The following is a 21,271-nucleotide window of genomic DNA, read 5'->3' on the forward strand; positions in this document are numbered from 1 at the left end:
TCCGGTCGTCTCAGTCGCCGCCGAGGCCCAAGGCGTCGATGACCCGGTTCATCGGGCTCGCCAAGCCATAGTCGGAGGCCAGCCGCGAGACCTCCCGCAGGTCGGCGATGCTCGCCGGGAGGATCGGGTCGACCTCGGGCACGGGGGCGTCGGGGGCGACGGTCACCACGAGGGGGCCGACGTCGAGATAGGCGCTCCCCGCCTCCAGATTTCGGCGCTGGGCGCCCTTGATCGCCGGGTCACCACCATCGACCGCCGCCCGCAGCCCTACCAACGAGCCGTATGCCGCGATCAGCTTCGCCGCGGTCTTCTCCCCGATCCCGGCGACCCCGGGGAGGCCGTCACTCGGGTCGCCGCGCAGGACGGCGAGGTCGGCATACTGCGGGCCGGAGCCAACGGCATACCGCTCCCGAAGATAGTCCTGGTCCACCACGTCGGGGGAGCGGACCCCGCCGCGGGCGGTGTAGAGGACGCGCACCCCGGCCGCATCGTCGACGAGCTGGAAGAGGTCGCGGTCGCCCGTCACGACGTCGATGGGCATGGTGCCGCGGTAGCGCGCGACCAGGGTGCCGATGGCGTCGTCGGCCTCGTAGCCGTCGGCACCGAGCCGGCAGATGCCCAACGCGGCAAGGGCGGCTTCGATGATCGGCACCTGCACGGCTAGGTCGTCCGGCACCTCCTCCTCGACAACGGTCGAGCCACCGGCGACCCGATGGGTCTTGTAGCTCGGGATCGCGTCCACGCGAAACTGCGGCCGCCAGTCGTTGTCCCAGCACGCGACGAGGTGAGTCGGGCGGTGGTCACGCACCAAGGTCGCGATGAAATCGAGGAAGCCGCGGATCGCATTGACCGGCGGCGTCGTGAGGTCATCGCGCTCGTCCGGCACCCCGAAGAAGGCGCGGAAGTAGAGCGACGCCGAGTCGAGCAGCATCAGGCGGGGGCTGGTCATGTGCCCGATGCTAGGCCGTCCCGGCTGCGGCCGGTCCGATTGCCTGCTCTGGGCCGGACAACTGCGGTCGCGACAGCGCCGAGCCGCATTTCCTGCGCGTCGACGCGGAGTTGCCCATAAGGTGTCCTGCGTGGAAGAGGTTGACCGGGCGCTCGTCGATCTGCTGCGTCGCGATGGTCGCATGAGCTATACCGACCTCGGCAAGGCGGTCGGCCTGTCCACGTCCGCGGTGCATCAGCGGGTCCGCCGACTTGGAGAACGCGGGGTCATCCGCGGCTACTCGGCTCAGGTCGCCCACGAAGCCCTGGGTATGCCGCTCACGGCCTTCGTCGCGATCACCCCGTTCGACCAGTCCGCGCCGGACGACATTCCCGATCGCCTTCGGGGCATCGGCGAGATCGAGGCCTGCTATTCCGTTGCCGGAGAGGCGAACTATCTGTTGAAGGCGCGCGTCGCCGCCCCAGGTGATCTGGAGGCCCTCCTCGGCCGGATCCGCGCTGCCGCTGGCGTGTCCACCCACACGACGATCGTGTTGTCCACGCCCTGGGAGTAGTGTCTCAGCGAGCGATCGCGGCATACGCACCGCGGGTGAGCAGGAGCAGGTCGGCGGGACTTAGGCCGACGTCGAGGCCGCGCCGACCACCGGAGACATAGATCGTCGGTCGCTCGGCCGCGCTCTCGTCGAGCACGGTGGGCAGGAGTCGCTTCGGCCCGATCGGGGAGATGCCGCCGACCACATAGCCCGTGAGGCGTTGCGCGGTGGCGGGATCGCACATACTCGCGCGCTTGGCGCCGCAGGCAGCCGCGATGGCCTTGAGGTCGAGGTGCCTGTTCACGGGCACGATGCCGACGCCCACCTTTTCGCGGCCCCCATCGAGGTCTACGAGCAACGTCTTGAAAACCAGGTCCGGGTCCAGCCCGAGCGCCGCCGCGGCTTCGAGTCCGTATGCGGGAGCGGCCGGGTCGTGTTCATAAGCGTGCACGGAAAACGAAACCCCGGCCTTGGTCAGAGCGACCGTGGCCGGGGTTCCGGAGGAGGGTTTAGCCATCCGGCTCAGTTGTCGCGGACGCGGCGCACCAGCGCCCAGGCGGTGGGCAGGAGGCCCGCCGCGAGCACGATCTTGACGGCATCGCCGAGGAGGAAGGGGGTGGCGCCCTTGTCGATGGCGGTGGCGAGGTCCATGCCGGTGTTGGCCGCGAGGTAGGGGACCCCGATGGCGTAGATGACGAGGTTGCCCAGGATCATCAGGCCGATCGTCTTCAGGACGGTCCGGTCACCGCCGCGGGCGGCGAGCGCGCCGACGAGGGTCGCGGCCACGACGAAGCCGATCAAGTAGCCGAAGCTCGGGAAGCCCCACCCGCTGCTGTGGCCGGCGAACCAGGGCACCCCGGCCATACCGGCCGCGACATAGATGCCGATGGAGGCGAGGCCGCGGGCAGTGCCGAGGGCGGCCCCGGTGAGCAAGACCGCGAACGTTCCCAATGTCAGCGGGACCGGGGTGAACGGCAAGGTGATGGCCCACTGCGCGAGCAGGCCGACGAAGCCGGCGCCCCCGAGGACGAGCGCGGCGTCGCGCGCCAGGCCTCCCGGGATGACATCGGCAAGGACGCGGGGACGTTCGACGATGGCGGTCACGAGACTGAGCCTAGTGCCACGCCGGGTCTGCGGCTTGCCAGAGTATGGTGCGCCCATCGTGACCGCCGGACGTTAAGGTCGGCGAGGGTGTGGCGTGATAACGCGCCCCGACTGGACATTTCTCGGTATGACCCCACGAACACCGGGAGGGCCGCATGGATGAGGCGGCCTTCGACACGCTCTTTCGCGACAACGCTCCTCGCGTGTATGCCTACGCCCGACGGCATATCGCCGCCGACCAGTGTGAGGACGTGGTCTCCGAGACCTTCTTGCAGGCGTGACGACGCCGCGCCGATGTGCCGGCCGACCCGCTGCCCTGGCTCTTGGTGACCGCGCGCCATACGATCGCCAATCGCACCCGCGGCCAGCGACGGGCCGACCGGCTCTGGCAGGAGGCGGTCGCGGCATATTGGCATATGCCAACTGCGGCGGCCCCCGATGAGCTTGTCGCCGAACGTGATTCGCTGATCGAAGCGCTCGCCACCTGCAGCCCTGCGGAACGTGAGGCGCTACTGCTCATCTCGTGGGACGGGCTGTCGTATGACGCGGCCGCCGACGTCCTCGGGTGCACCCCGCGCGCCCTGACCGTTCGGGTCAGCCGTGGCCGAGCCCGCCTAACCGCATACCTGCAGGCCGATGGGGATCGGCCCGCCACTGCCCCCACCCTCACGCTCGCCCAGGAGACCTCATGACAACCCACCGCCCCACGATGTCCGATCCCGTCGATGTGTTGGCCGGCGCCCGGCCGACGGCTGCCGACTTGGACGCGCAGTTCTCGCCCGAACGCGCTGTAGCGCTCCTCGACCGGTGCGCACTGCCGCGTCCGAACCCATCGCGCTCACGAGCGCCCGTCCCGCCGCGCCGCGCAGGGGGCGGCGCTGGCTGGCCGTTGCGGCAGTGGCCGCCGCCGCCTCCGCAGCGCTCGCCGTCGGGCCGTCGTTGATTTCGCCGCAATCGGCCTCGGCCACCGCCCTCTCGCATCTGGCGACCACGGCCGCGAGCCAGGATGACGGACCGATCCCGGCGGGCAAGTACGTCCACCTGAGCATCACCGAGACCCAGTCCGGCGCGGCGGTCGTCGGCGATCCCCCCCAACCCGGCGCTCAGGCGCCGACAGCCCAGCCCGCTTCCGGGACCTTCACGCGCGAGGTGTGGATTCGTGCGGACGGGATGACCTGGTTCAAGGACATGGTCGACGGACGCACGTTCACGTGGACCGCGAACCAGGGCACCGCGCTGTTTTCCCCGTCGACCGTTGCGTCCCTCCCCACTACGGCCGACGACCTGGAGGCGTGGCTGCGCGCCAACTCCAGCGGGTCGAACAGCCCGAACGAAGCGGTCTTCGCGGCCGTCGGCGACCTGCTGCGCACCGGCCATGTGCCCCCGACGGTGGCCCGGGCCGCGATCACCGTGCTCGGCCGCCTGCCCGAAGTGCGCACCGAGACCGCTCAGACCCCCTCCGGCGCTGCGGGCGTGAAGGTGATCTTCGACGACCAGCAGGTGCGTACCGGCCACCATTACCTGCTCTTCGACCCGAACTCTGCCGACCTCGTCGAGGAGGGTGTGAGCGACGGCGGGACGTCGAGCTACCGGTCCACCACCAGCTATCACCCGCTGGCCGACGCGGTCCCAACCTCGGTCACGCAGAGCGCCATCGACCCGTCCCAGCAGGTAAAACCCACTTAGGACACCCCACGAAGTTCTCCGCTCGTCCCTCGCTCCGATACTTCGCGGGGACCCCGTCCACGACTTGCGCAACAGGGCCTAGGGCTGAGTCGTTGTCGCGCACACTCACCGTGGGTGGTGTGCGCGGCGGCTCATCGTCCGACACGATGACCGACGCCCGGTTCGGCCCGGGCTGCGCGAGCGTCCCGGCCGATGGCAAGGGGTCGTTCGCCGGCTTGGCCAAGGAGCCGGTCGCCACCGCCGCCAGCAACAACCCGCTGCTGAGCACCCTCGTCGCCGCTGTGAAGAAGGCCGGCCTCGTCGACACCCTCAACAACAGCAAGAACATCACCGTGTTCGCCCCGTCGAACTCCGCTTTCGACAAGATCCCGAAGGCCGACCTCGACAAGGTGCTGGCCGACAAGACGACGCTGACCCACCTGCTCACCCACCACGTGGTGCCGAGCCGGTTGGCACCCGCCGCGCTGGCCGGCACCCACCCGACCCTCAACTCCGACTCGGTGAAGGTAAGCGGCACGACGCCCGACTTCGACGTGGCCGGCGCGAAGGTGCTCTGCGGCAATGTGCAGACCGCCAACGCCACTGTCTACATCGTCGACACCGTGCTGATGCCGATGAAGTGACAAACCACCTCCGCGAGAGTGTGCAGATTCGCGAGCCTGGCTCCCGAGTCGTGCAGACTCTCGCGGAGGTTCGCTTGACCGTGTAGGCGTGCGCAGGCTGTTACGGGCTCGCGTTGTCCCCCACCACAGTGGAGGACAACGCGACGATCTGGCCGGTGGCCTATACGAGTCGTCCGGCGATTTCGGCGGCGCAGGCGGAGCTAACCCTCAGCCAGCGCACCCGGAAGGTGGAGGGTCAGTCGACCCGCATCTCGCCAAGCTCGCTCCAGTCGTCCTGGTCGACGGACTGGCTGACGACCTTCGGCGTCGCGGAGAGGTAGGGCGGCAGCTCGGCCTGGGCGGCCTTGAAGTGGTCGCTGTTGACGTGCGCGCCACCGGCATCGCCGTCGCGGAACGCCTCGACGAGGACGTATTCGTTGCTGTCGTCCAGGCTGCGCGACCATTCAAACCACAGGCAGCCCTCCTCGGCGCGCGTGGCCTCGGTGAAGGCACGGGAGATCTCGGGCCAGGCGTCGGCGTGCTCGGGACGGACGGGGAACTTGGCGGTGATGAAGATCAAGGTGTGTCTCCTCAGGTTGCGGGGATGGCGTCTGGCGTCGTGGCGGTCTGCGCGCAGGCGTAGATCGAGGACTTGATGAGCCCGCCGACCTTCTGCGAGACGATACCGAACACCGCCCCGACGACGATCGATAGCAGCGGGCCGGGCGACATGCTCGTGCTCCTTGTCAGGGGATGAGGATCGCGCGACCGCGCACGCGGCCGGCGTCGAGATCCGAGATCGCGGACTGGAAGTCGTCCAGGGCGTACTTCTGCGTGTGCAGGGTGACCAAGCCCCGAGCGGCGAGGGCCATGAGGTCACACAGATCGTTGTACGACCCGACGAGGTTGCCAATCACGTTCTTCTCAGCCGAGATCAGGTCGATCGTGGGGACGTTGACGTTCTCGCCGTAGCCCACGACGTGGTAGTCGCCGGCCGCACGTGTCATCGCGATGCCATGGCTGGTCGAGCCGCCTTCGCCGACGAAGTCGAGCACCACCTCCGCCCCCGAGCCGCGGGTGATCTCGAGGACCTCCTCGACCTGGTTGCCCGCGGCCACCACCCCGTGGTCGGCGCCGAGGTCCAGAGCGAGCTTGAGCGCCTCCGGGTTTCGGTCGACCACCACCAGCTTCGCGGGCGACAGCGCCTTCATGATCTGAATGCCGATGTGGCCGAGGCCTCCGGCGCCGATGACGACGCAGGTGTCCCGGGGCGTCAGCCGCTTCGCCGCCTTCGCCGCTGCGTGGTATGCCGTCAGCCCGGCGTCGGCCAGGGCGGCGACATCGGCCGGCTCGAGCTCGTCGTCGATGAGCACGACGCTGCGCGCCGACGTGCGGAGGTACTCGGCGTACCCTCCGTTCGTGTCGACGCCGGGGAACTGGCTGTTCTCGCAGTGGACGTCGTCTCCGGTGCGGCAGGCGCGGCACAAGCCGCAGGTGATGTGCGGGTGCACGATCACCTTGTCGCCCGCGCGGACGTTCGTGACCGCGGAGCCGACGGCGTGCACCCAGCCGGCGTTCTCGTGGCCGATCGTGTAAGGCAGCGCGACGCCGGTCTTGTCCGCCCACTGCCCTTCGAGGATGTGAAGGTCAGTGCGGCACACGCCGGCGCCGCCGATCCGCACGATGACGTCGAACGGTCCCGAGACCTCGGGGACGTCGACCTCGCGCATCTCGGGGTTCTGGTGGTAGCCGACGACCTGGACGGCTCGCATCGTGCTCATGACAGGGGGTCCTTTCGCAGGGAGGTGAGGGGGATGAAGGTGGGATCGTAGGCCTGGTCGGCACGCTCCGCGCCGTCCGGGCGGTGGACCTGATCGTCCTCGGACCCGGGGTAGCGGGTCCGAAGCAGGCCGCGGCAGAAGTGCGCGTTGCCGTCGAATCGCCATCTGCGCCAGCGTCTGGCCGCGCTTCTTGGCAATCCGGTTCAACGCCGCGATGTGCTTGATCGCCGTTTCGGTGAGCAGTCCCTCGCTCAGCGACTTGTCTTGCGCTGCACGCGAATCGCCGGGGATGCCCTTGAGGTATTTGCTCGTCAGCATGCCCTGAGCCAGCGGGCTGAAGGCGATGCAGCCGACCCCCGTGTCGCCGAGAACGTCCAGCAGGTCTTCCTCGACCCACCGGTTCAGCATCGAGTAGGACGGCTGATGAATCAGCAGCGGAGTGCCGAGGTCCTGAAGGATGCGCACCGCCTCGGCCGTCTTCGCTCCGCTGTATGACGAGACCCCGGCATACAGCGCCCGGCCCGATCGGACGATTTGGTCCAGCGCACCCATCGTCTCCTCGAGCGGGGTGTCGGGGTCGAAGCGGTGGCTGGAGAAGATGTCGACATAGTCCAGGCCCATCCGCTTCAGCGACTGGTCGCACGAGGAGATGAGGTACTTGCGGGAGCCGCCGCCCTGCCCATACGGCCCGGGCCACATGTCGTAGCCGACCTTGGAGGAGATGATCAGGTCGTCGCGATAGGGCTTGAAGTCCTGCGCGAAGTGCATCCCAAAGTTGCGCTCGGCACTGCCATAGGGCGGGCCGTAATTGTTCGCGAGATCGAAGTGCGTGACGCCGAGATCGAAAGCGCGCCCCAGGGTCGCGCGCTGCCGTTCCATCGGCACGTCATCGCCGAAGTTGTGCCACAGACCCAAACTGATCGCCGGCTAGAGCAAACCGGACCGGCCGACCCGGCGGTACGGCATACCCGTGTCATAACGCCCTGAGTCGGCGAGATAGTCGATGCCCTGCAAGGACATGGTGCTCCTGTCGTGAGGAAGTCTGGAAGTGCTCAGATGGCTTCGACCGGTGGATAGACCGGCTGCCACATGCGGTTATAGATCTGCTGGATCGGGTCGGTCAGCGGCTCACGGGCCAGGCCCTCGCGCTCGGCCTGCTTGGCAACAGCGACGGCGACCGTGGCCGACACCATCCGCAGATCGCTCATGGTCGGCAGCAGCGGAGCGCCTTGGCGATAGGCGTTGACCATGCTGGCCAACGCCTCGGCCGCCGCCGCGATCATGCCCTCGGTGACGCGCTCGGCACGGCAGGTGGCCACGCCGAGGCCAAGGCCAGGGAAGATCAGCGCGTTATTGGCTTGGGCGATCTGATAGCGGATGCCGTCATAGTCCACCGGCCCGAACGGGCTACCGGTGGCGACCAACGCCCGGCCATCGGTCCACGTCAGCAGGTCCGCCGGCGTCGCCTCGGCGCGGCTCGTCGGATTGGAGAGCGGGAAGATGATCGGCCTCGCGCAATACGAGGCCATCTCCTCGACGATATGCCGGCTGAACGCCCCGCCCCGCGTCGATGTGCCGATGAGGATCGTCGGCTTGGCGTTGCGGATGACGTCTTCGAGGGTGATGTGGTTCGGGTCGGCGACGGCCCAGTGCTCGACCTCGGCGCGGCGGCGGGCATACGGCCGCTGGAAGGGCAGCAATTCCGGCTGATCATCGACATACAACCCATTGATGCCGATCGCATAGAACCGGGAGTAGGCCTCTTCCTCGGTCTCCGAGGCCCCCGTGCGCAGCATCGCGTCGCGGACGAGGTTGGCGATGCCGACGCCCGCGCTCCCGGCGCCGAAGACGCACACCTTGTGGTCGTCGAGGACGAGTCCGGTCACGTCGACGGCCGCGAGAATTGCCGCCAGCACGACGGCGGCCGTGCCCTGGATGTCGTCATTGAAGGTGCAGATCTCGTCGCGATACTTCGTCAACATCCGGTGCGCATTGGTGGTCCCGAAGTCCTCCCAGTGCAACATTGCATTGGGGAACATCTCCCTGACCGTATGCACGAACAGGTCCAGGAACTCGTCGTACTTCTCCCCGCGCACGCGGGCGTGCCGCTCCCCGAGGTACATCTCGCTGGACAGCAGCCCGAGATTGTCGGTGCCGACATCCAGGACGACGGGTATGGCGCGGCGCGGGTGAATCCCGGCCGCCGCCGTGTAGACGGACAACTTCCCGACGGCGATCTGAATCCCGCCGATGCCCTGGTCGCCGATGCCGAGAATGCCTTCGCTGTCGGTGACCACGACGAGGTCCACCTCGTCGGGTCCGAGACCGAAGTTGCGGAAGGCGTCCGCCATCGACTCCGGGTGATCGATCGAGAGGAAAACCCCTCTCGGGCGGGAGAATTCGTGACTGAAGCGCTCGATCGCCTCCCCGATGGTCGGGGTGTAGACGATCGGCAGCATCTCCTCAAGATTGCTCGTGAGCAGCCGATAGAAGAGGACTTCGTTGCGGTCGCGGACACCGGAGAGGTGGAGGTACTTCCCCAAACGGGTGCTTGTCCGGGTGTACTGCTCGTAAACCCGGCGAACCTGGTTCTCGAGGTTCGTCACCTGTGAGGGGACCAGCCCGATCAGGCCGAGCGCCTTGCGCTCTTCGATCGTGAAGGCGGTGCCGCGGTTGGTGGTCGGATTGCTCATCACCGCACGGCCGCGGGCCTTGATCCGAAGCGGCCCGAAGCGGGTGGAGGTGTCCTGCTCGTAGTCCTGACTCGGCATACCCCCAACCCTCTCGCACACAACGTGATCCAGACAACAGCGGCACCTGCCCGGCGTCACCGAATGTTCACTTCGGCACGTTCGCCAGTACTTCCGTCTTGACCGGCGAAGGCGTTGGATGGAGGTATGCCCGAAACATCCTTCGGAACGTACGACGACGACAGCCTGGCGCTCGACCTCAGGTGGTGGGCCGCCGCCAATTACCTGACGGTCGCGCAGATCTACTTGCAGGACAACGTCCTCGTGCGCGAACCGCTCGCCGCCGAGCACATCAAGCCGCGGTTGCTGGGGCACTGGGGGACCAGCCCGGGCCTCTCGATGATCTATGCCGTCCTCAACCGGATCATCCGCGAGAGCGACACGGATTGGCTCTACGTCACCGGTCCCGGCCACGGCGGGCCCAGCCTTGTCGCCGCGAGTTGGCTGGAGGGCACGTATTCGGAGATCTATCCGCGTGTCGGTGATGACGCGGCGGGGATCCGCCGACTTTGTCGGCAGTTCTCCTCGCCCGGTGGCGTCCCGAGCCACGTGAGCGTGCAGACTCCCGGCTCGATCCACGAGGGCGGCGAACTCGGCTACGCCCTGATCCATGCGGGCGGCGCGGCGATGGATCACCCCGATCTCTTCGTGGCTGGCGTCGTCGGCGACGGCGAGTCCGAGACCGGCCCGTTGTCCGCGTCCTGGCGGCTGCCCTACTTTTTGAACCCGCGTCGCGACGGTGCCGTGGTTCCCATCGTGCACTTGAACGGTTACAAGATCGCGGGACCGACCGTCCTCGGGCGCACCAGCGACGACGACGTCGCGGCCTATCTCCGCTCACAAGGGTGGGACCCGGTCTTCGTCGAGGGCGACGACCCGAAGCAGGTCTTCACCGAGTTGTATGCCGCCCTGGCCAAGGCGCAAACGGACGTCCTGGCCATGCGGGCGGTTGCCCGAAGCGCCGAAGCGCTCGACGGGGCAAGCCCATCCCAGCGCTACACCTGGCCGGCCATCGTGCTGCGGACGCCAAAGGGGTGGACGGGTCCGCACGAGGTCGACGGGGTGCAGGTCGAAGGCACCAATCTCAGCCACCAAGTGCCGCTGTCCGGTGTCGTTGACAACCCCGACCACCTGCGGATCCTCGAGAGCTGGTTGGAGTCCTACCGCCCGGACGACCTCTTCGACGAGAGCGGACGCCTCGTGCCCGACCTAGCCGCCCTGAGTCCGGTCGGGGACAAGCGAATGTCGGCCACGGCATACGCCAATGGCGGGCGACTTCGGCGGGACCTGCCCATCCCGGCCGAACTGAGCACCTATGAAATCGGCCTCGGCGACGGCCGCGGCACCGTGTCGTTCGAGAACACCAAATCCACCGGCTCGCTGATGCGCGATGTGTATGCCGCGGACCGCCGCCCGGACGGCGGCGGCACCTTCCGGCTGTTCTGCCCGGATGAGACGGCGTCCAACCGCCTCCAGGACGTCTTCGAGGTGACCGACCGATGCTTCATGGGGCCCGCGGCCGAAACCGACCAGAAGCTCGGACCGGACGGCCGCGTCATGGAAGTCCTGAGCGAGCACCTATGCCAAGGCTGGTTGGAGGGCTACCTGCTGAGCGGGCGACACGGCCTGTTTGCCACCTATGAGGCCTTCGCAATGGTGTCGGCATCGATGGCCATTCAGCACGTCAAGTGGTTGCAGCACGCGCAAACACTGCGCTGGCGTGACTCGGTCAGTTCGCTCAACATCCTGTTGACCTCGACCTGTTGGCGCAACGATCACAACGGCTTCAGCCACCAGGGTCCCGGCCTGATCGACTGCCTGATCCCGCTCGCCCCCGATGTGGTTCGGGTGTGGCTGCCCCCGGACGCCAACACGGCCCTCTCGATTGCCGACCACTGCTTGAAGAGCAAGGACCACGTGAACCTCATCGTGGTGGACAAGCAGAAGCACCTTCAGTACCTCACCCTGGCCGAGGCCGACGACCATTGCGCCGCCGGTGCCGGGGCCTGGGACTGGGCATCCAATCTGGACGACTCCGGCGTCCCGGACATCGTCATGGCCTCCGCCGGCGATGTGCCCACGCAAGAGGCATTGGCCGCGGCCGAACTGCTGCGCCACTTCACCCCGGACCTGCGCGTCAAGTTCGTCAATGTCGTGGATTTGATGGCGTTGCTTCCGGAGAACGATCACCCGCACGGCTTCACCGACACCCAGTTCGATGACCTGTTCACCAAGGACAAGCACGTCGTCTTCGCCTTCCACGGCTACCCGCGAGCGGTCCACCAACTCGTCCACGGCCGCTCCGATCCCGGTCGCTTCCACGTGCGCGGGTTCAACGAGCAGGGCACCACGACCACGCCATTCGACATGGTGGTGCTCAACAGGATGAGCCGCTATGACCTCGCCAAGGAGGCGCTGCGGCGGAGCGCGCGACGCACGGCGGGCTGGACCGAGTTGGTGCAGTATTGCGATCGGCGCCTCGCCGAGCACGAGATCTACATCCGCGAGCATCTCGCCGACATGCCCGACGTCGCCGCCTGGACGTGGGGGTCCGGCGTCGTCGACTAGCCCCGGCTGGAGCATCCCTCAAGGCCGAGCACGTACCGTTAGCCCGTGCGTCTCGACCCCACCGCCGGCCCGATCCTGCCGGCTCGCCTGCTACTGGCCTTGGCGGGCGGCGGCGCGATCGCGCTGGCCTTCCCCGGGACCAACTGGTGGTATTCGGCGTGGCTCGGCTGCGCGCTCGTGGCTGCCGCCGGGTGGTGCGCGCGGTGGCGCACGGGCTTGCTCACCGGCCTGGTCGGCGGCCTCGCCTACTTCATCCCGAGTTTGTCCTGGTCCGGGGTCTACGTCGGCAAGGTTCCGTGGTTCGCCCTCGCCACCTTGGAAGCGCTGTATGTGGCCGTGATGGTCGCCGTCGTCGGTCCCCTCCAACGGCGATTGGTCGCTGCCAGGTGGGGGTGGGCGGCATACGGCATCGTCCCGCTCGGGTGGGTCGTGGGGGAGTGGGCCCGCTCGACGACACCCTTCGGCGGGTTCCCGTGGGTCCGCCTCGCCTTCTCCCAGGCCGATTCCCCTCTGCGCACCCTCGCCTCCCTCGGCGGCGCTCCCCTCGTGACCGCGGGCGTCGCCACCGTCGGTGTCTTGCTGTATGCCGCGGCCGTCGCCCTCCGCCGTCGGCCCGGCGCGGCGGTGCTGGGAATCGTCGCAACGCTCGCCGCGGCATACCTTGTCGGGGGGCTGAAGGTGGGCCTCGGGGGAGACGCCGCGCCGCGGATGGCGGAGATCGCATTGGTCCAGGGGAATGTCCCCAAACCGGGGCTCGACTTCAATGCCGAGCGGCGCGCAGTCCTCGACAACCATGTGCGCGAGACGCAAAAGTTGGCGACCTATCTGTCCCGGGCCGACCTGATCGTCTGGCCGGAGAACTCCTCGGATATCGACCCCCTCCGCAACCTCGACGCGGCCGCCGCCATCAACCGGGCCCGGGCCGCGATCCCCGCGACTTTCCTGATCGGGGCGATTCTGGAGGAGCCGGCCCCGTTCGTCTCCAATGCGTCCCTGCTCTACCGGCCCGGTGAAGTCGACCCGGAGCGCTACATCAAGCAGCACCCCGTGCCGTTCGCCGAATACGTTCCGGCGAAGAGCTTCTTTCGGCACTTCAACAGCAATGTCGATCTCGTGCGGGACGGGATGGCCAAGGGCACCCAAACCGGCTACTTCGAGCTGAGCACCGACTACTCTTCGCCGGGCCAGCCCTACACCTTCGCGGCCCTGCCGACGATCTGTTTTGAGGTGGCGTATGACGGGCTGGTCCGCACCTCGGTGACCCACCGGCCGGACGTGCCGAGCGTGCTCATCGTCCAGACGAATAATGCGACGTTTGGCTATACCGCCGAGTCCGAGCAGCAATTCGCCATCTCCCGGCTGCGCGCGATCGAGCACAACCGCAGCGTCGTGCACGTCTCCACCGTGGGGGTGAGTGGCTTCATCAACGCCGATGGAACGTACGCCAACAAGTCGTCGTTGTTCACGGCATACACCGCCTCCTCGAATGTCGAATTGCGCAGCGGCATCACCGTCGCCGATCGCATCGGTCGGGCGCCGGAATATGTCTCCCTGGGCGGGCTGTTGCTCGCCTGGGCGGGAGGCGCCTGGGCGGGGAGGCGGCGTTCGCGCCGGGATAATGATGAGCACCCCACCCCGACCTCGAAGAGCAAGGAAACCGCCAGTGCCTGACGCTGTGTCCCCTAGTGCCGCGGGCAACCGTGGCCCGATCCAGCGAATCCTGGTGTGCATCCCGACCTACAACGAGGCCGACAATCTCGCGCGCATGGTTGCCGGCGTGCGCGCCAGTGCCCCCGCGGTCGACGTGCTGGTCCTGGACGATAACTCGCCCGACGGTACCGGGGACATCGCCGAGGAATTGGCGTCGGCCGACCCGCAGGTCCACGTCCTGCATCGCACCGCGAAGGAGGGCCTGGGCCGGGCCTACCTGGCTGGCTTCGAGTGGGGCCTGGCTCGCGGGTATGACGCCCTGGTCGAGATGGACGCGGACGGCTCCCACCGGGCGGTGGATCTGCCGAAGCTGCTGGATGCCATCGGGCACGCCGATGTGGTCATCGGGTCCCGCTATGTGCGCGGCGGTGCCATCGTCAATTGGCCCCTCCAACGCAAGATGTTGTCCATGGGGGGCAATATCTACACCCGCCTCGTGCTCGGTATGCCCGTGAACGACGCCACCGCGGGGTTCCGGGTCTATCGTTCGAGCGCCTTGCGTCAGCTCGACCTCGACTCGGTGGAATCGCACGGCTATTGCTTCCAGGTGGACTTGACGCGGCGGGCGATCGCGGCCGGACTCGTCGTGCGCGAGGTTCCGATCACCTTCGTCGAGCGCGAACTGGGCGATTCGAAGATGAATGGCGACGTGGCGAGTGAGTCGCTGAAACGGATCACTCGCTGGGGAGTGGCGCATCGGGCAACTCAGGCCCGGCGGCTTACCCGGATGGAGGAGCGATGGCACAACCTGTGACCCCGTCCGGCGCGGCAAGCCGCCGCACCCGGTGGCGGCGGTGGCTCTTCGTGGCCTTGCTGATCGTCCCGATTGTGGAGATCGCCACCATCATCGGGGTCGGCAAGGTGATCGGCGGCTGGCCGACGGTCCTGCTCCTCCTGCTCGAATCCGCGCTGGGCGCCTGGCTGGTGCGCCGTGAAGGCGCGCGCACGTGGCGGGCGTTGAGCACCGCCCTGCAGACGGGCCGGATGCCATCGCGCGAGTTGGCCGATGCCGCGCTCGTGCTGATCGGGGGCACGCTGCTGGTGACGCCAGGTTTTGTGACCGACATCGTGGGGTTCTTCTTCATCCTGCCCGTGACGCGACCCCTGACCCGGGGTTTCCTGGAACGCGCAGTAGCGGCCAGGTTCCTGGCCACGCCGATGCGTCCCGGTCCCGGTGGCGGCAGCACGGTCGAGGGCTCCGTCATCGATCGCTGAACCCCAATTGGGCCGATTACGCGGGCGTCCCCTAAAGCTGCTAGACTGTAGGGTCGCCGTTTTGGGCGGTGCCGGACCATGGCACCGGGGGAAACTGGAGCCGGCGGCTACGCAACCGGATGCGTTGTTCCAGCGTCGGAACAACATGCCCCAAGGTCGGATTTCACCGTCCCGCCGCGGAACAACCCACCCGTCCTGATGCGTTGACAATTCACGCGATCCAGTCACCCCTGGGCGCTCGCTCAAACTCACTCAAGGGAGAACCCCGTCATGGCCGATCGCACCCTTCGCGGCAGCCGCATGGTTTCGTTCAGCATGGAGACGTCCGAGAACGTCGTCCCCAGCGAGCGCCAGATCGTCGTTTATGTGTGCCCCCAGGAGCACCGCATCGAGTTGCCCTTCTCCATCGAGGCGGAGATCCCCGCCACATGGGAGTGCCGCTGCGGCGAGGAGGCACTGCTTCTCGACGGCTCCGCGCCCGAGCGCAAGCCTGTCAAGCCCGCCCGCACGCACTGGGACATGCTCCTGGAGCGCCGCTCCATCCCCGAGCTTGAGGAGCTCTTGGAGGAGCGCCTGGAGATCCTGCGCGCCTCCCGGGGCGAGAAGCAGACCAAGCGCAGCGCCTGAGCGCGGCCCGGTCGGGCGGCATACGCCCTGGTTGTGACTCGGGGAGCGTCCACCCAGACCAGCGCGGGCTCAGACCAGCGCGGGCTCAGACCAGCGCGGGCTGCTCGTTGCCGGCTTGGCGAATGCCCTCACGGAAGTCCACCCGTGACAGCAGGGCGCCGCCGAGGACGAAGAAGATGATCAGGGCGATGATCGCCAATCGATAGGTATGGGTGAGTTGGTATACGACGCCGAAGAGCAGCGTCCCGAACCAACTCGTCCCGCGCTCCATCGCTTGGTAGAGCGCGAAGTACTCGGCTTCGCGGTTCTTGGGCACGAGTTGGCTGTAGAGGCTGCGCGAGAGTGCCTGCGACCCGCCGAGAACGATGCCGATGGCGATCCCGAGAATCAGGAATGGGACGAATTTCCGTTCGGGGACGAAGTAGGCGGCCGCGACGATCAGCGTCCAGAGGCCGAGCGAACAGAGCACCGTCTTGGAGGCGCCGACCCGGCCAGCCACAGCCCCGAAAAGCAGGGCACCGCCGAAGGCGACGAATTGCACCAGGAGGATCAGGGCGATCAGCTGGGATTGCTCGAACTTGAGTTCCTCCGCGCCATACAGGCTCGAAGAGGAGATGACGGTCTGGATGCCGTCGTTGTAGAACAGGTAGGCGAGCAGGAAGAGCATCGTCTGGGGGTGGTGCCGGCGTAGGTCTCGGAAGGTGTTGCTGAGCTGTGCGAGGCTGCCGCTGACTGGTCCTTCGTCGGCGGCGGTCACCGGCTTGGTGACGCTGCGCAACGCCCACATACCCCGGACGGGGATGATCGCGAAGATCGCCCACCAAAGGGCGGCGCTCAGCATGCTGATGCGCACGGCCATACCGGTGGAGAGGTCGAACGGTTTCATCGTCACCAGGACGAGATTCACCGCGAGCAGGAGCCCCCCGCCGAGATAGCCGAGCGCCCAGCCGCGTGAGGAGACCCGATCTCGGTCATTGGGAGCCGCGATCTGGTTGAGCAGCGAGTCGTAGGTCACCAGCGAGGCCCCGAGGAAGATCGTGGCCAGAATCATCAGGATGGCGCCGAGCTGCCAGCGGGTGCCGGTGACGAAGAAGAGGCCGGCGGCGCTGGCCGCGCCCAACCATGCGCACGCGCCCAGGAACTTGGCCGGCCGGTCCATCCGGTCGACGATGGCGCCGACGAAGATCAGGACAATCGCCGACAGAATCGTGGCGAAGGTCGTGGTGTATGGCGCGAGCGATCCGGGTGCGATCGGGATCCCCAAGACGTGGAGATTGGTGGCGCAGTCCAGGTCGGTGTCCTGGCCAGGACAGGCGGCCGCCTTGGCGATGGAGGTGATGTAGGGGCCATATAGCACGGTGCCGACGGTGGTGACGAAAGCGGAGTTAGCCCAGTCGTACCAGTACCACGATCCGACGAAACGACTGTTGGCCCGATAGTCCGGCGCATCAATCGGGGCGTCCGCCACGTAACTCATGGCGAAACTGTCGCACAAAGGTTACCGCCGGGTGAATAAGGCGCGGTACTCAGCGTCGCCAGGCCCGATCAGCCCGCGAACTCCCAGTGCCACGGCTCCGGGAGAGTGCCGCCCTGGGCCGCCCACGAGGGGTGGAACCAGCCGAAGAGCGGAGCGTTGCGGACCATCCACAGGTGGGCCGGGTCGCTGTAGCTCTGAATGCCGCCGCACAGGTCGAGCGCCTTGCCGAGTCCGTGCTCGCTGGTGCCGGGAGTCGCCGCCCAGGGACCGCGGATCTCCTTGATCTTGACCTGCTCGGCGTAGGAGCGGTAGCCGTCGGTGACACAGATGAGGTTTCCGGTCTCCTCGGCATACGCCTTGCTCATCGCGTTGAACGCAGCGGCGGCGGCGGGGATGAGGAACTCGTCGGTGCTGCCCACGAGCGGACACAGCGCCGACGGCGGGATCTGGCCGTTGGGCCACACGCCGGTCTTGTCGGTGCAGGGCGTCAGCTTCAGGCTGGACACGTCGACATTGGCGGTCTCCAGCGCCTGGCTCAACGCGTTGGCTGCGTCGACGGCACTCTGGTCGCCACTGCCGAGTAGGGCACCGGCCAGTGGACCAGCCTCGGCGATGACGTCGGCGTTGGCCTGCTGAAGGGTCTTGAGTTCGTCGCGGTGAGCGTTGACCGCCGCCGTCGCGGCGATCTTGGACTTCTTGGCCTTGGCGGCTGCCGTGATGGCGAGATCGGCCGCGGCATCGGACTTCATCGAGGCGAGCTTTTGGTGAACGGTCAGCTCGCGCAGGTCCTCGACGGACCGAATGCGGTTATCGGTGACGAAGTTGAGGTCGGTCAGCGGGTTGGACGACTCGTCGGCTTCCTGCGACAGGGCATCCAGGAAGGAGAGGGACTCCGCCCAGCTGCCGCCTTGCGTGTAAGCGTCGACGGCCCAGCTGCCGAGGTCGTCGCGAGCCTCATCCAGGCGATCCTGCAGCGCCTTGGCGATCTCGCTCTGTCGCGCGGACTCGGCCTTGGCGTCATCCTCGGCGTTGCGCGCCTTGCTGTAGTCCTCCAGGGCAGAGTTGGCTGCCTTGGTCGACGCGTCGAGCTTGTCGAGGACGGCCTTGATCGCGCCATTGCGCGAGACGATCTGGTCGCGCAGCTCGTTGGCGCGCGCGATCTGCGCCGCCAACTGCTCGGGGGTGATCGTTGGCTCGCCCGTGGGGTCCGTGGCGGTCGTGCTGCTGCCGGGGTCCGTCGAGGAGGAGTTCGCGACGGGGGAGGAGAACGAGGCGCTGGGGGAATCGGTGCCGGCCGCGGTCGCGACATTTGCGCCCGCGACGGAACCCGCCATCGCAACCGCCATTGCCAGACCGGCAATCCGGCTTGCCCGCGTGCCCACAATTAACTCCGTACTGCCCGGCGTCCCGGGATTGGATCAAACGGACAGCACCACGAGTTACTGCCAGTCCATATGGTAGCGGTTGCGTAACGACTTGGGTTCACGTGCCCGGGTTTGCGCCAGAGACCGCCAGCGCTGAGTTATCCACTGGTTCTCGCCCCTCAGTTCCGTCGTCCGTCCACAGGCTCTCGAACTCGTGCTAGCCACCGCGGCCGGAGCACGGCAACTCTGGTGGTTATGACAACGACACCAGCAGCACCAGCGCCCACCTTGCCCGCCGACATCAACCACATCGTGCTCGAGGGCCGGGTGACCGCGGTCGAGGAGGAGCGTGAGCTTCCTAGTGGCTCCGTGGTTCGGTCACTGAGGGTGGCGGTTCGCCGGCCGCCCCGCAGCGACGTTGAGCGGGGGCGCTCCGATGCCATTCATTGCTGCTGCTGGACCGCGGAACTTCGCGCCACGGCCGCGACCCTTGGGGTGGGTGATCACGTCCGGGTCGAGGGTGCCCTGCGCCGGAGTGTGTCGCGCAGTTCGGGCCGGATGGTGAGCTTCTACGAGGTGGAGGTCGCGGCCCTCGAAGTCCTGCGGCCAGAAGTCAGCTCCGATGAGCCCTGACGTGATGGAGACACGTGGATGGCGCCAGTTTGGACTCGTTCTTGAGAGAATCTGCCCGATCTCGGGCAGATTCTTTGAATATCTTCATCAGTGGTGGACGATGGTCGTATGCCGGATCAGGACCTGGTCGACCGCATCGCGGATTCGACGGGGCTCAGTCCCGGCGAGGCTCGCCGAGTCGTTGACGACGTACTCGCCTGGTATCGCGAGCCGGTGGCTGACGTTGTCCGGCGTCGGCATCACGACTTGCAGTTGCACGGCGTCCGCAATGATGCGGCGTTCGAACAGATCGCGGCCGAGTTGCGCGCTCGCCTCGTCGCAGCGCCGGAGCTCTCCGTTAGACAGCTTCGTCGCCTCGTCTACGGCTGACCGCGGCCAGTTCGGCCGGATGCGCCGTCAGCACTCTTACCCACCTCAGGAGAAACACCAAGTATGTGTGGAATCGTCGCCTACGTCGGCCCGAAGCCCGCCGCGCCCGTCCTCATCGACGGGCTGAAGACCCTGGAATACCGCGGCTACGACTCCGCCGGCATCGCCGTTCTGGGGACGCCGTCGGGGGGCCGCGCGAGCACCACCGTCGTGCGCGCGGTCGGTCGGATCCGCGAACTGGAGGCGGAGGTCCCCAAGCGGCTCGCCGGGAAGGTCGGAATCGGGCATACGCGCTGGGCGACACACGGTCCGGCCACGGTGGCCAACGCCCATCCGCATCGAAGTGCCGACGGACGCATCAGCGTCGTGCACAACGGGATCATCGACAACGCCGCCGGCTTGCGTAATCAGCTCACCCAGGCCGGGGTGACCTTGACGAGCGACACCGACACCGAGGTCATCGCGCACCTGATCGCCCGGTCGTCCGCCGCGACCCTGGAGGAAGCCGTCCTGGAGGCGCTCGGCAAGATCGTGGGGACCTACGCGCTCGCCGTCATGGACGAGCAGCACCCCGACCGCATCGTCGTGGCGCGCCACGGTTCACCACTCATCCTGGGCGTGGGGGAGAAGGAGATGCTGGTGGCCAGCGACGCGGCGGCGCTCGTGCGGCATACGTCCCAGGTGGTGCACCTCGACGACGGCGAACTCGCCACCGTGACGGCAGGGGGTTTCACGACCTTCGACCGGGCCGCCAACGACACCGGCCGCGAGCCGGTCGAGATCGAGGTCGCGGCCGCCGAATGGGAGCTGACCGGGCACCAGCACTACATGTACAAGGAAATTCAGGAGCAGCCGGAGAAGGCGGCAGCAGTGATCGGGGGACGGCTCGATGACCGGTTCGCGACGGCCCGCCTCAACGGACTGAATCTGGCTCCGCGCGAGTTGCGGGCCTTCCGGCGGGTCAAGCTGCTCGGCTGCGGGTCGGCCTACTACGTGGGCCAGATTGGCGCCCAACTTATCGAGGATCTGGCGCGCATCCCGGCCGACGCCGAGGCGGCCTCCGAATTCCGTTATCGCAACCCGATCATCGAACCCGACACGCTGTATGTCGTGGTGTCCCAATCCGGGGAGACGGCCGACACCGCCTTCGCGGTTCAGGAGATCAAGCGCAAGGGCGGTCAGGTCATTGGCGTCGTCAACGCGGTCGGCTCCACGATCGCGCGGGAGGTGGACGGCGGCATCTATCTGCACGCCGGGCCGGAGATCGCGGTCGCGTCAACAAAGGCGTTGACCAATATGGCGATCGCCTTTGCCATGCTTGCCCTTCACCTCGGACGCCTACGGGACTTGTCCGTCGCCGACGGCGAACGCATCCTCACGGCGATCAAGCGGCTGCCCGAGCAGATTCGCGACATCCTCGACGACGAGGCGCACATTGCGCAGGTCGCCACCACGCTAGCCAAGGCGGAGAACGCGTTCTATATCGGCCGCGTCCGCCAGTACCCCGTCGCGCGGGAGGGAGCGCAGAAGCTGAAGGAGATCAGCTACATCCACGCCGAGGCGTATCCCACAAGCGAGTTGAAGCACGGCCCGTTGGCGCTGATCGAGCCCAAGCTGCTCACCGTCGCGATCGTCCCCCAGGACGACCTCACCGAACGCAATCTCGCAGCGGTGCAACAGGTGCAAGCACGTCGCGGGCCGGTCGTCGCGATCACCCACGCGGATGTGGACTTCGGCGACCTGGACGTGGAGCGCATCATCGTCCCGAAGTCGGAGCCGGAGCTGGACCCGATCCTGCTGACGATCCCGACGCAGTTGTTGGCCTACCACGCGGCCCTGGCGTTGGGTCACGACATCGACAAGCCGCGCAACCTGGCCAAGTCCGTCACGGTGGAGTGACCCGG

General features: G+C 67.4%; 22 protein-coding genes and 1 pseudogene. 13 read left to right on the forward strand and 10 right to left on the reverse strand.

All coding sequences use genetic code 11. The annotated features are described in order from the left end of the window. Window positions 1–10: 10 nt before the first annotated feature. Window positions 11–949, reverse strand: coding sequence for a 5'-3' exonuclease (locus BN13_RS00845; RefSeq protein WP_048543648.1), 939 nt, complete (start codon window positions 947–949; stop codon window positions 11–13). A gap of 130 nt (window positions 950–1,079) precedes the next feature. Between BN13_RS00845 and BN13_RS00850 the strand changes: the two genes are divergently transcribed. Beyond that, window positions 1,080–1,502, forward strand: a complete 423-nt coding sequence (locus BN13_RS00850; protein WP_048543650.1) for an Lrp/AsnC family transcriptional regulator — start codon at window positions 1,080–1,082, stop codon at window positions 1,500–1,502. A gap of 4 nt (window positions 1,503–1,506) precedes the next feature. Here BN13_RS00850 and ybaK read toward each other — a convergent pair whose 3' ends face one another. Further along, complete coding sequence (gene ybaK, locus BN13_RS00855; protein ID WP_201329031.1) at window positions 1,507–1,998, reverse strand: Cys-tRNA(Pro) deacylase; 492 nt, start codon at window positions 1,996–1,998, stop codon at window positions 1,507–1,509. Window positions 1,999–2,003: 5 nt separating this feature from the next. Beyond that, window positions 2,004–2,585: a biotin transporter BioY gene (locus BN13_RS00860; RefSeq protein WP_048543657.1), complete on the reverse strand. Its 582-nt coding sequence runs from the start codon at window positions 2,583–2,585 to the stop codon at window positions 2,004–2,006. A gap of 155 nt (window positions 2,586–2,740) precedes the next feature. Here BN13_RS00860 and BN13_RS19065 point away from each other — a divergent pair, with 155 nt between their 5' ends. From BN13_RS19065 to BN13_RS00875, 4 genes are all read left to right on the forward strand, one after another. After that, window positions 2,741–2,866, forward strand: coding sequence for an RNA polymerase sigma factor (locus tag BN13_RS19065; RefSeq protein ID WP_157038364.1), 126 nt, complete (start codon window positions 2,741–2,743; stop codon window positions 2,864–2,866). A gap of 15 nt (window positions 2,867–2,881) precedes the next feature. Beyond that, window positions 2,882–3,277, forward strand: a complete 396-nt coding sequence (locus BN13_RS00865) for an RNA polymerase sigma factor (RefSeq protein ID WP_053079676.1) — start codon at window positions 2,882–2,884, stop codon at window positions 3,275–3,277. Between the two features lie 115 nt (window positions 3,278–3,392). Next, window positions 3,393–4,271 carry a hypothetical protein gene (locus BN13_RS00870; protein ID WP_048543659.1) on the forward strand — a complete coding sequence of 293 codons (879 nt, stop codon included), beginning with the start codon at window positions 3,393–3,395 and terminating at the stop codon, window positions 4,269–4,271. A 92-nt stretch (window positions 4,272–4,363) separates the two neighbouring features. Continuing rightward, window positions 4,364–4,894, forward strand: coding sequence for a fasciclin domain-containing protein (locus tag BN13_RS00875; protein WP_235433891.1), 531 nt, complete (start codon window positions 4,364–4,366; stop codon window positions 4,892–4,894). A gap of 235 nt (window positions 4,895–5,129) precedes the next feature. Here BN13_RS00875 and BN13_RS00880 read toward each other — a convergent pair whose 3' ends face one another. The 5 genes and pseudogenes from BN13_RS00880 to BN13_RS00890 all read right to left on the reverse strand — a co-directional run bounded on the left by BN13_RS00880 (window position 5,130) and on the right by BN13_RS00890 (window position 9,425). Further along, complete coding sequence (locus BN13_RS00880; RefSeq protein WP_048543660.1) at window positions 5,130–5,453, reverse strand: putative quinol monooxygenase; 324 nt, start codon at window positions 5,451–5,453, stop codon at window positions 5,130–5,132. An 11-nt stretch (window positions 5,454–5,464) separates the two neighbouring features. Beyond that, on the reverse strand, window positions 5,465–5,605 hold the full coding sequence (locus BN13_RS19070) for a hypothetical protein (protein WP_157038365.1): 141 nt from the start codon (window positions 5,603–5,605) through the stop codon (window positions 5,465–5,467). A 14-nt stretch (window positions 5,606–5,619) separates the two neighbouring features. Continuing rightward, the gene (locus BN13_RS00885; protein ID WP_321162919.1) at window positions 5,620–6,819 is read right to left on the reverse strand and encodes an NAD(P)-dependent alcohol dehydrogenase; all 1,200 of its coding nucleotides are present in this window, start codon (window positions 6,817–6,819) and stop codon (window positions 5,620–5,622) included. Then, a pseudogene (locus BN13_RS18460) lies at window positions 6,811–7,659 on the reverse strand (aldo/keto reductase); the annotation flags it as partial. The pseudogene BN13_RS18460 and the gene BN13_RS00885, both read right to left, overlap by 9 nt. Before the next feature lie 47 nt (window positions 7,660–7,706). Continuing rightward, window positions 7,707–9,425, reverse strand: coding sequence for an NAD-dependent malic enzyme (locus BN13_RS00890; protein ID WP_048543662.1), 1,719 nt, complete (start codon window positions 9,423–9,425; stop codon window positions 7,707–7,709). Between the two features lie 126 nt (window positions 9,426–9,551). Between BN13_RS00890 and BN13_RS00895 the strand changes: the two genes are divergently transcribed. From BN13_RS00895 to BN13_RS00915, 5 genes are all read left to right on the forward strand, one after another. Beyond that, the gene (locus BN13_RS00895; RefSeq protein ID WP_048543665.1) at window positions 9,552–11,972 is read left to right on the forward strand and encodes a phosphoketolase family protein; all 2,421 of its coding nucleotides are present in this window, start codon (window positions 9,552–9,554) and stop codon (window positions 11,970–11,972) included. A gap of 45 nt (window positions 11,973–12,017) precedes the next feature. Next, complete coding sequence (lnt, locus tag BN13_RS00900) at window positions 12,018–13,643, forward strand: apolipoprotein N-acyltransferase (RefSeq protein WP_235433892.1); 1,626 nt, start codon at window positions 12,018–12,020, stop codon at window positions 13,641–13,643. After that, window positions 13,594–14,436: a polyprenol monophosphomannose synthase gene (locus BN13_RS00905; RefSeq protein ID WP_084733481.1), complete on the forward strand. Its 843-nt coding sequence runs from the start codon at window positions 13,594–13,596 to the stop codon at window positions 14,434–14,436. Before lnt ends, BN13_RS00905 begins: the two co-directional genes overlap by 50 nt. Beyond that, on the forward strand, window positions 14,421–14,897 hold the full coding sequence (locus BN13_RS00910) for an FxsA family protein (RefSeq protein ID WP_048543667.1): 477 nt from the start codon (window positions 14,421–14,423) through the stop codon (window positions 14,895–14,897). The genes BN13_RS00905 and BN13_RS00910 overlap by 16 nt, the downstream gene beginning before the upstream one ends. 270 nt (window positions 14,898–15,167) lie before the next feature. Then, complete coding sequence (locus BN13_RS00915) at window positions 15,168–15,524, forward strand: RNA polymerase-binding protein RbpA (protein WP_048543669.1); 357 nt, start codon at window positions 15,168–15,170, stop codon at window positions 15,522–15,524. An 85-nt stretch (window positions 15,525–15,609) separates the two neighbouring features. Here BN13_RS00915 and BN13_RS00920 read toward each other — a convergent pair whose 3' ends face one another. Both BN13_RS00920 and BN13_RS18190 read right to left on the reverse strand, forming a co-directional pair. Then, on the reverse strand, window positions 15,610–17,001 hold the full coding sequence (locus tag BN13_RS00920; protein ID WP_084733482.1) for an MFS transporter: 1,392 nt from the start codon (window positions 16,999–17,001) through the stop codon (window positions 15,610–15,612). Window positions 17,002–17,069: 68 nt separating this feature from the next. Beyond that, a complete protein-coding gene (locus BN13_RS18190; RefSeq protein WP_157038366.1) occupies window positions 17,070–18,335 on the reverse strand; it encodes a M15 family metallopeptidase in 1,266 nt (421 codons plus the stop codon). Window positions 18,336–18,620: 285 nt separating this feature from the next. Here BN13_RS18190 and BN13_RS00930 point away from each other — a divergent pair, with 285 nt between their 5' ends. The 3 genes from BN13_RS00930 (at window position 18,621) to glmS (ending at window position 21,266) form a co-directional block, all read left to right on the forward strand. Beyond that, the gene (locus BN13_RS00930; RefSeq protein ID WP_084733483.1) at window positions 18,621–18,998 is read left to right on the forward strand and encodes a single-stranded DNA-binding protein; all 378 of its coding nucleotides are present in this window, start codon (window positions 18,621–18,623) and stop codon (window positions 18,996–18,998) included. Window positions 18,999–19,106: 108 nt separating this feature from the next. Further along, window positions 19,107–19,367: a hypothetical protein gene (locus BN13_RS00935; RefSeq protein WP_048543676.1), complete on the forward strand. Its 261-nt coding sequence runs from the start codon at window positions 19,107–19,109 to the stop codon at window positions 19,365–19,367. A gap of 63 nt (window positions 19,368–19,430) precedes the next feature. Then, window positions 19,431–21,266, forward strand: coding sequence for a glutamine--fructose-6-phosphate transaminase (isomerizing) (glmS, locus tag BN13_RS00940; protein ID WP_048543678.1), 1,836 nt, complete (start codon window positions 19,431–19,433; stop codon window positions 21,264–21,266). The last annotated feature ends 5 nt before the right edge of the window (window positions 21,267–21,271 follow it).

Source organism: Nostocoides jenkinsii Ben 74 (genome assembly GCF_001046875.1).
In the GTDB taxonomy this organism is placed as follows: domain Bacteria; phylum Actinomycetota; class Actinomycetes; order Actinomycetales; family Dermatophilaceae; genus Nostocoides_A; species Nostocoides_A jenkinsii.